Here is a 9,006-nt window from a genome sequence, read left to right as displayed (position 1 = left end):
CGGCGGCTGCACGCCGCCGGACACCTCTGCGGCGGCCGGACTGCCGGTGCCGGACGCATCTGAGACATCAGACGCCTCGCAGACATCTGATCCGCCTGACGTGCTCATGAGTGCCTGCCGGCAGGGGTCTGCAGCATTTTCCATAAAAGAAAGTGCGGCCAGGTGGTTGGAAAGGTCGTGGCGCAGCGACCTGATGCCGCTGTGGAGGCTGGACGCGTTGGTGTAGTAGTCGAGCAGCATCCTGTTTTCGAGTGACTGTATGTACTGCAGGCGGCGGCTTTGGAATGCGGTGAAGACCAGCAGAATGATGACGATCACGGTGGACAGGATCAGTGCGCAGTTGCAGTCGAATGTGGCTGTTTTGAAATAGCTCAGGGTCACCGGGTTGTCGATGTAATACTTGTTTGTTTTGAGCAGCAGGATCTGTTTGGTGACGAATCCTACGAATGATGCGAGGAAAATGAACAGACAGACATTGTCAGGGATCCGACGCAGAAGGTCGTTGACTTTTTTGCCGAACAGGTAGTAAAATGCGGGCACCTGAAGGAGGCCGATGAACATGCAGATGACGCTGATCACGCAGCCGGCGGGGTAGTCGGTGTATATTTCGGTGCCGGGCGGCAGGAATCTCCGCTGCAGCAGCTCGGCGACGATGAACATCGGCATTATCGGAACGGTCGAAAGTAAGTCGTAGTAGATCTCGGCGAGGAGGTAGTTGCGCGGGAGATATCCGTTGCCGAAGACGCCGACTATAGTGAACAGTATGAATGTGTTTACAGCATGGATCATCATATGTGCAGCCTGCAGCATCGAGGATGTCTGATACAATGGCAGGATCTCGATCGTGTAATTGGCGGAGTCGAAGATCATCGTGTAGATCACGATCAGCCAGAAACAGAATTTCCGGTGTTCTTTGACACCTACGCATTTGAATACGAAGAAAAGCTGTATGCATGTGAATATCATTGCGCGGAGTATTACGCTTGAAGCCTGCCATATGAGCATGTGTCTGGTCCTTTCGTTTGCCGGTTTGGTTTCGGTTACGGTTTTGGTTTTGGTTTTGTGTTTTGGTTTCGGGTTTGTGTTTGCGGGGGGGTATTCCGGTCTTGCTTTGCCGTATCCTGCCCGGGCGGCGGCCGATGCCGCCCGGCGCTGACTTAGCGTATCGCCGGCCTGCTGTGCTGCCGGATCGGTGGCCAAGGTGGTTCAGGTGGCCAAGGTGGTCCGGGGCGAGGCGTCGGGATCGATCCTCTGCAAAGCATATGACGGCAGCACCCTGTTCATAATATATAAATTATAACATCTCGACAGGATATGCGGAACTACAGAAAAGCTGAAATCGCGTAACTGATCAGTGATGATGGGTGGCCGAGTGCGTGCTCAGAACCGGGCAGCTATACGGCAGCTCGTTTTACGGAGCATTGGCAGGATTGTATGGCCGGCACACAAGCACAGGACTGCAGTTTGTGTAGAAATCAGGTGTTTTGATAATATCTGCACAATGGAGTCTCTGTCTGTATCGATATTCGTGAAGAGGAAAAATTAATACACAAGGAATCCCGGATTTTTACCAAAAACAAGCCGATTTCATCTGATTTGGGGGTGTTTTTATCATTTTGGCGATTTTCCTTGTGTAGATGTTTCCTGCCTTCACATCATCATGCACAACTCAAACACTGATTGTGCAGGATTTTTCTCAACGTCGAAAAAATACACAGGAAATCACGCGATTAAAAATGGTAAAAACTTTTACAGAGAAGCTCTTTATAAAAAGAAGGCGGATTCCCGGTATTCGGGGTCAAGCCGGGCTTTCAGGCGCCCTGTCGTATCGATACGACAAGTGCATATCCGTCCCTGTCTTTTCTCCAGACGGCGTCTCCGCCGTGACTCTGTGCGATGAGTTTTATCAGGCGGAACATCGTGCCATGTCTGAGAAGCGGCAGGCGGAGCGGTTTCGGGCGATGGCTGGTGGCGGCGTCTGCAGAGGCGGCAGGGTAAACTGCGAGGTTCGAAGTATCTTTCGGTCCGGCGTCGATTCTGAGTGATATTTCTGTGCTGCCGTCGCCTGTCTCTGTCGTTATGCAAAGCGCACTCGCGGGGATCTGGTGTTTCTGCATCACGGTCGTTACATAATGATGGATCTCGTATTTTTCGCGGTTGGAAAGTGTGTCCGTGTCGATCCGGCTCCAGGCTGTCTGCGCAGCTATCTGGCGGTCGATCTCGCTGCATGCGTCGAGCAGGCTCCGGCGGTAGGCGTCACGGGAGTCGTTTGAGTCGCCCGGTATGACCGGTGTACTGTAACCGCAGAATGCATCGCCTGGAACACCGGTCGCGAAGCGACCTGGATCGTCCGGGGCGCAGAGCGCGCCGGCACCGCATAACGCACGGCGCGAAGCTTCAGCGTAGCGCCTTGGATCGACCGGCGGCGTGCAGCCGCCGGTCTCCTCTGACTCACCAGCCACACCTGACGTGCTCATGAGAGTCTGCCGGTCCAGACCTGCGGCATTTTCCCCCATACTCATAAAAGAAAGCGCGGCGAGATGGTTGGACAGATCGTGGCGCATGCTGCGGATGCTGCTGTGGAGCGAGGAGACATTGTTGTAGTAGTCGAGCAGCATGGCGTTTTCGAGGTCGATTATGCGGGTCATCTGCTGGCGGAGAACTGTTGCGGTCAGCATCAGCACTATTATGAAAATGAGCAGCATCATCAGAATGAGTGCGATATTCGAGGTGGCGATGCCGTTGTCGCCCCGGCTGGTCGCATATGTGACATGCACGTACAGGTCGGTTTTGAGCAGGATCACGCTTTTAATGACGCTGATCACGAATGAGGTCAGGAGGAACAGCAGACATGCGATGTCGGGGATCCTGCGCAGAGCGGGGATCAGATATCTGTTGAAAAGCCTGCAGACCAGTATGACAGTCAGGAGCAGGACAGCCCATGCGATAGTATTCGCAGCGGTTTTCGGCAGTGGTGAGGCGTAGCCGCCGGGTATGCTCGGATCGTTAAGCAGACCGTAGTGTCTCAGGAGGAGATCGTGTATGATGTGGTGAGGCATGAACGGTATTGTCGTCAGCAGGTCGCAGTACAGGAAGATCACGATAAAATTGCGCGGTAAATACCCTTCGGCACATGTGGCGATCACGGCCAGTATTATAAATGTTTTGAACATGTACACCATATAATCGGCCAGCTGCAGCGATAATGAGCTGTTATAAGATGGCAGCATCATCAGGGCTGTGCAGATGCTGTCGAAAACCAGTGAAGTCACTGCGATCAGTATGAATGCGGTTTTTCTGTGGTTTGTGATGCCTATGCATCTGAAAGATATGTACAGGAAAACGCATGCGCTGATGATCATGGTCATGATGTTGAGTGCGATCGTGGGTGCTGTTAGGTGCATGGCGTTTATGCAGGACATGTGCGAGTCTCCTTTTCTGTGCGAAGTACGGGTTTGTGTGTGCGAGGTGCGGGTCTTCTGCAGAGCGCGGGTCTACCCCAGATATCTGAGGAATGCTTCTTTTGCTTCGTTATAATATGTTTTGCTGACCGGGATCTCGATCTCGGATACAGAATCTGCTCCTGCCTCGATGCGGTCTGCAGCGGTGAAGTCGGGAGAGATGATGAATTTCCGGCCTCGCATCTCAGAAACATATCTGAAGTTCACGACAAAGCTGGTGTGGCACTGGAAGAAAAAGCTGTTCAGCTTATCCGAGAAATCCGAGAATTTGCCGTAAGCCCTGTAGCTCTCGCCGTCAGAAGTGTGAAAAAGGATCAGGCGGCGGTTTTTTTCAAGATACATGATCCCTGACTGAGGGATACGCGTGACCCCCTGTTTGCTGATTATGGAAATAAATTCGCTGCGTGTCGCTGCCAGGTGGCTGCGGGCAGTTTCGAGCGCAGTCAGCAGACGTGCCGAGTCCACCGGCTTTCTGAGAAAAAACACGTGCTCCACATCGTATACCTGGAGATAGTAGTCATCGTAGCCCGAAACGAATACTATCTGCATGTCAGGGCAGCTTCGCAGCAGTCTGCCGGACAGCTCGATGCCGGACTCGCTTCCGAGCTCGATGTCCATGAAAACAAGGTCGTAGCGGGTCGTTTCCGCTGCAAAGGCAAACTTGTCCGGATCGGTGAAGATATCGATCCCGTCTATGCCGGCTGAGGGAAGATGAAGTATTTTCTGCTGTAAATCTCTAGCAGTGTTGGCATCGTCATCGCAGATGGCGATATGCATGGTTTTCAGACCTCCAGTCATATATATCGTTAAATTTGCTTAAAAGTTTATTTATCAGAAAATATTATGGCACAGCTCAGGGAAAAAGGCTATAGGGGGAATGTAAAAAGTCAGGCGGCTGTTAAGCCGGGGAATTTTGTCTGCGGTGTTTGCGGATTCATATCCGGGCGATGAGGGGCGTATCAGTATATGCAAAGAACGTAAACTGCTGCTTCACGTTTCGCCTGTAATTTATTCGAAAACCATATTGACCTGTCCCTCGCGCCACAGTTTATAATGATGTAAAAACAAATTTTTCGAAAATTCACGAAACGGCGCAGCGCATGCTAAGAGCACAAGATCAGTACAAGCGGTGCAGATGAAAAGGCAGAGGCACAGTATATAGTATATGCGCCGCAGAAGCACGTCAGTGTGCAAACCGTGTGGAACACAGAAAACGTGATCAAAATGTAATCTAAAAAGTTCAAGGGAGGTTCAAATGAAAGCAGACAGGATCTTTGTAAACGGATATATCTATACCGTAAATAACAGGAGCGAGTGGGTCGAAGCAGTCGCGATAAAAGGCGACAAGATAATATACGCAGGCGACGAGGCGGGTGCGCGCGCTTTATGCGATGAAAACACCGATGTCACTGACCTGGCAGGAAAGATGATGCTGCCGGGCTTCATAGACGGCCACTGCCATCCGGTGCTGGCGGCGCATTATCTATGCGGAGTGTATCTGCAGATCGAATGGGGCGTCGAGGAATGTCTGGCCGAGATCAGAAAATATGTAGAGGCGAATCCGGACAACGAGACTTATTTCGGCATCGGTTACGCTGAGTGGATATTTGACGAGAACGGCCCGAAGAAGGAACTGCTGGACGCTATCTGCGCAGACAAGCCGATGATGATCCTCGGCAGCAGCGCTCACGAGGCATGGGTCAACTCAAAAGCGCTCGAGCTGGCAGGCATAACGAAAGACACACCGGATCCGATACCGGGATTCCATTATTTCCACAGAGACGCTGAAGGCGAACCGACAGGACACCTGCTGGAAATGGGCACGCAAAACATGATAATGGAAAAGATAAATTTCTTCGATCGCGATACGATAGAGCATGTTATGCAGGAAGCGTCGGATGGATACGCTGCGATGGGCGTGACTTCCACATGCGATATGGGGATGCAGGAATTCGGTCTGAAAGTGTACTATGAAACACTCCCTGAAATGATAGACAGCGGCATCTACAAACAGAGATTCTTCGGCTGCGGACAGATGGTGGCTGAAAAAGGCGATGAAGACGTCGTTCTGCCACGCCTGATAGAATACAGCCGGAAATATGACTCGGATAAATACAATATACATTTCTTAAAGATAATAAACGATGGGACTCTTGAGACGAGATCAGCAGCGCTCGGCGAGCCGTACGATGAAGACGGATCGATGGTACAGCCGCTCTTTACACGGGAAAAGATCGCAGAAGTCGGCCTGAAAGCTGCAGCGGCAGGTCTCGACATCAACGTTCACGGCATCGGCGACGAAGCGATAAGCGGCACGCTTGCGATGGCGAAAGCGATACGTGAAGCAGGCTATAACGACTGCCGTATCACGAATTCTCACTGTGATTATGTAAAGGATGAGGAGCTCGGGCTGTTCGGCAAATACGATGTGCTCGCAAACACCACATGCGTGTGGCATTACGGCAATCCCGACATGGAGGCGGTGATCGGAGACAGACAGAACCGCACTTTCAGGATCAGGACGATGATAGACGGCGGCTGCCGTATGGGACAGGGATCGGACTTCCCGGTAGACGAATTCGGCAGAGAACCGCTCAAAGGCATCGAGATGGGCTGCACCAGACAGCTGTTCGATCATCCGGAGCTGCCTGTGCTGAAACCGTACGAAGAAAAGCTTTCTGTCGATGACGGCATACGAAGCTACACGATAAACAACGCATATCAGATGCACATGGACGACAGGCTCGGATCGATCGAGGCCGGCAAGTACGCCGATCTGGTAATACTTGAGAAAAATCTGTTTGACGTTCCGCTCAATGAGATACATAATATAAAGGTATGCGAAACGATAATGGACGGAAAAACGACGTACAGCAATTACTAGAGCCGGCGGCAGCCGCGCCGGTTTGCACACGCACATACACATGCAGCGGCGGCATAGGCAGAAGCAATGCCTGTTTGCATGCGGAGCCCAGTCGGCAAGGTACGGGCGAGAGCTCGTGTAAATGCGTACGGTCGTGAAAAGGAAGGCAGATATGAACGCGGAACTGGAAAAGATACTCGAAGGATACAGAGATGAGATGGTGGAAAAGCTGCAGGAATTCATCAGGATAGAGTCTGTAGCTGTAAGCAAAGGTGCGGAGTGCACGCAGGAAACGCCTTTCGGGAAAGGCTCGGCAGCGGCTCTGGATTTCATGATTGAGCTCGGCAGGGAAAAGGGCTTTGCGACCAGAAATTATGACAACATGGTCTGTGAGCTGGATTTCGGTGAGCGAAAGGATGAGGCTGTGGGCACGATAGGACATGCGGACGTCGTGCCGGCAGCAGGAGTCTGGGAGTATCCGCCTTTTGGAGGAGAGATCCACGGCGGCAGGATATACGGACGCGGAGCCATGGACGACAAGGGGCCGACGCTTGCAGCGTTTTACGCGGTCCTTGCGATAAAGGAAAGCGGGCTGCCTCTTTCAAAAAACATCACGCAGATCATCGGAGGTCATGAAGAGGGGGGATACTTTCCGTGCCTGAGGCATTATATAGAAAACGCGGAGCGTATACCGGCGCACGGCATCGTGCCGGATTCGTATTTCCCGATATGCTTTTCGGAGAAGCATTTTGCCGGACTGCAGTTCACTGCGGGTGAAAGGCGGCAGGCAGTTCCGGTATCGGAAAGCGCAGACGTTCGGGGAGCTGAGGGTGCTGAGAGCGCCGCAGGGAATGCAAATGCTGCGGATCTCGTGAATGCAGGCGGTGATTCGGGCGCCGCAGGCATCGCCGGGGCTTCAGGAACTGCAGGGATTTCAGGCAGAGCAAGGCGAAAGCTTATCCTCAAAAGCATCACCGGCGGCGACGCACTCAACATAGTACCGCCGTGGGCAGAAGCTGTGTTCTGCGACGAGGACGGAAACGTGGTGAGAACGATCAGAGAAAGCGGCGTGGCGGCACATGCATCGATGCCGGAGCAGGGTGAAAATGCTATCGCGAAGCTGCTCCGGAAACTGGCTCAGATGGAGTTCGAGCCGGCAGATATCTGTGAAGCGGTAAAAGAGCTGCCGAAACTGATGTGCCGTGACACCAACGGCCGCGGCATAGGCATCGCAGTGAGCGACGTCACGGGAGAGACGACGAACAACGTTGCACTGATAAAATACAGCGACGGCAGGCTCTCCATAATATCGAACGTCAGACTGCCGCTTTCGCTCAGCCGCAGAGAGATGGAAAATCGCATCGCGCGTGTTCTCGAGGGCAGTATGTGGAGCTGCAGGACTACCGGTTTTCTGGAAGGATTTTATATAAATCCGGAGGATGAACCGGCGAAAACGCTCATCGATGTCTACCGCGAAGAGTCAGGGGATACGAAGTCGCAGCCATTTGCCAACGGCTGCGGATCGTACGCGCGGCTGCTTCCAGGATTCATCCCGTTCGGCATGGCGCAGCAGAGCGGGTCGCTCCCTTTCCACGTAGAGAACGAATACATAGAGATCGAAGAATTTCTGGAGACTGCGAAGATATACGCGGAAGCACTGTACAGGATGGCAAAGTAAAGCTGCAGCAGCAACCGCTCTTTTTTGGTCGATAAAATGAAAAAATAATGAAAAAATACAGCAGGACGGTCAGTGAAGCTTGACGTCCTGCTGTATTGTGATGAGGCCACCCGAAAGGTGGTCTTTTTGCTCGGAAAAAACAGAAAAAGCGCGATGGAAAATATTGACAAATGACTTGCGGTGATGTAGAATGAGTGCATGGTAAATAATGTAAAAGCAAGCGGCGAGTATCGAAAGTGCAAGGGCTGGTTATACGGGGGAATGTAAATGGGAGTAAAACATACATATAAAGATGGAGTTTTCAGGCGGCTTTTTAATGACAAAGAAAAAATATTGGAGTTATATAATGCGTTAACAGGGGAAAATTATCCGCCTGATACTGACGTGAAGATAGTAACGCTGGATAATGCGGTATTCGGAGATATGAAAGATGATCTGTCTTTTATGATAGAGGACCGGTTCATAATATTGACAGAACATCAGTCTACGATAAATCCTAATATGCCGGTGCGTGAATTGTGCTATATTGCTAAACAGCTGGAAAAGCTGGTATTTTCAAAAGCAATATACAGTAAGCGACTTATAAAACTGCCGACACCGGAATTTTATGTGTTTTATAACGGTGCAGAAGATTTTCCGGTGTGCAGAGAACAGAAGTTATCGGATGCATTTGCTGTGAAATGTGATAAAATATCATTAGAGCTTAAAGTAAAAGTGATAAATGTGAATTATGACAAAGGTGCCGAAATACTTAGCAGATGCAGGTCGCTGAATGAATACAGCAAGTTCATGTATATGATACGTGAGAGGCTTTCTGAAGGTATAGAAGTAAAATCCGCGATAGAAGAAAGCATCCGAATATGTATGAAAGAAGGTATCCTTGACGAATTTCTAAAAAAGAACGGAGGGGACATACAATGTCATTAAGTTAAGCGACATTGGACCGGGCGTTTCTTAAAACAACAAGACAGAGTATATCTCAAAAAGGTATGCTCTGTTGTTTT

The 9,006-nt window shown here is 51.0% G+C and carries 6 protein-coding genes; 3 read left to right on the top strand and 3 right to left on the bottom strand.

Annotation, left to right across the window (positions count from 1 at the left end; translation table 11 throughout):
* From OCV59_RS11925 to OCV59_RS11915, 3 genes are all read right to left on the bottom strand, one after another.
* Positions 1-1,005 (bottom strand): hypothetical protein (locus tag OCV59_RS11925; protein ID WP_147594662.1); only part of this gene is annotated, 1,005 nt, incomplete at its 3' end.
* Between the two features lie 806 nt (positions 1,006-1,811).
* Positions 1,812-3,422 carry a hypothetical protein gene (locus OCV59_RS11920; RefSeq protein ID WP_147594661.1) on the bottom strand — a complete coding sequence of 537 codons (1,611 nt, stop codon included), beginning with the start codon at positions 3,420-3,422 and terminating at the stop codon, positions 1,812-1,814.
* A gap of 72 nt (positions 3,423-3,494) precedes the next feature.
* Positions 3,495-4,238, bottom strand: a complete 744-nt coding sequence (locus tag OCV59_RS11915; protein WP_262584420.1) for a LytR/AlgR family response regulator transcription factor — start codon at positions 4,236-4,238, stop codon at positions 3,495-3,497.
* Between the two features lie 478 nt (positions 4,239-4,716).
* Between OCV59_RS11915 and OCV59_RS11910 the strand changes: the two genes are divergently transcribed.
* From OCV59_RS11910 to OCV59_RS11900, 3 genes are all read left to right on the top strand, one after another.
* Positions 4,717-6,345 carry an amidohydrolase gene (locus OCV59_RS11910; protein WP_147594659.1) on the top strand — a complete coding sequence of 543 codons (1,629 nt, stop codon included), beginning with the start codon at positions 4,717-4,719 and terminating at the stop codon, positions 6,343-6,345.
* A gap of 151 nt (positions 6,346-6,496) precedes the next feature.
* Entirely contained in the window at positions 6,497-8,002 is a 1,506-nt protein-coding gene (locus OCV59_RS11905; RefSeq protein WP_262584419.1) for a M20/M25/M40 family metallo-hydrolase, read from the top strand.
* A gap of 267 nt (positions 8,003-8,269) precedes the next feature.
* On the top strand, positions 8,270-8,929 hold the full coding sequence (locus OCV59_RS11900) for a hypothetical protein (protein ID WP_147594657.1): 660 nt from the start codon (positions 8,270-8,272) through the stop codon (positions 8,927-8,929).
* The last annotated feature ends 77 nt before the right edge of the window (positions 8,930-9,006 follow it).

Origin of the sequence: Brotomerdimonas butyrica (assembly GCF_025567305.1) — a bacterium.
GTDB classification, from domain to species: Bacteria; Bacillota; Clostridia; order Peptostreptococcales; family Anaerovoracaceae; genus Lentihominibacter; species Lentihominibacter butyricus.
This window is presented reverse-complemented; position numbering and strand designations above follow the sequence as displayed.

Coding starts and splice junctions, on each gene's coding strand:
- OCV59_RS11920 (WP_147594661.1), bottom strand. CDS start 3,422: ATGTCCTGCATAAACGCCATGCACCTAACAGCACCCACGATCGCACTC.
- OCV59_RS11915 (WP_262584420.1), bottom strand. CDS start 4,238: ATGCATATCGCCATCTGCGATGACGATGCCAACACTGCTAGAGATTTA.
- OCV59_RS11910 (WP_147594659.1), top strand. CDS start 4,717: ATGAAAGCAGACAGGATCTTTGTAAACGGATATATCTATACCGTAAAT.
- OCV59_RS11905 (WP_262584419.1), top strand. CDS start 6,497: ATGAACGCGGAACTGGAAAAGATACTCGAAGGATACAGAGATGAGATG.
- OCV59_RS11900 (WP_147594657.1), top strand. CDS start 8,270: ATGGGAGTAAAACATACATATAAAGATGGAGTTTTCAGGCGGCTTTTT.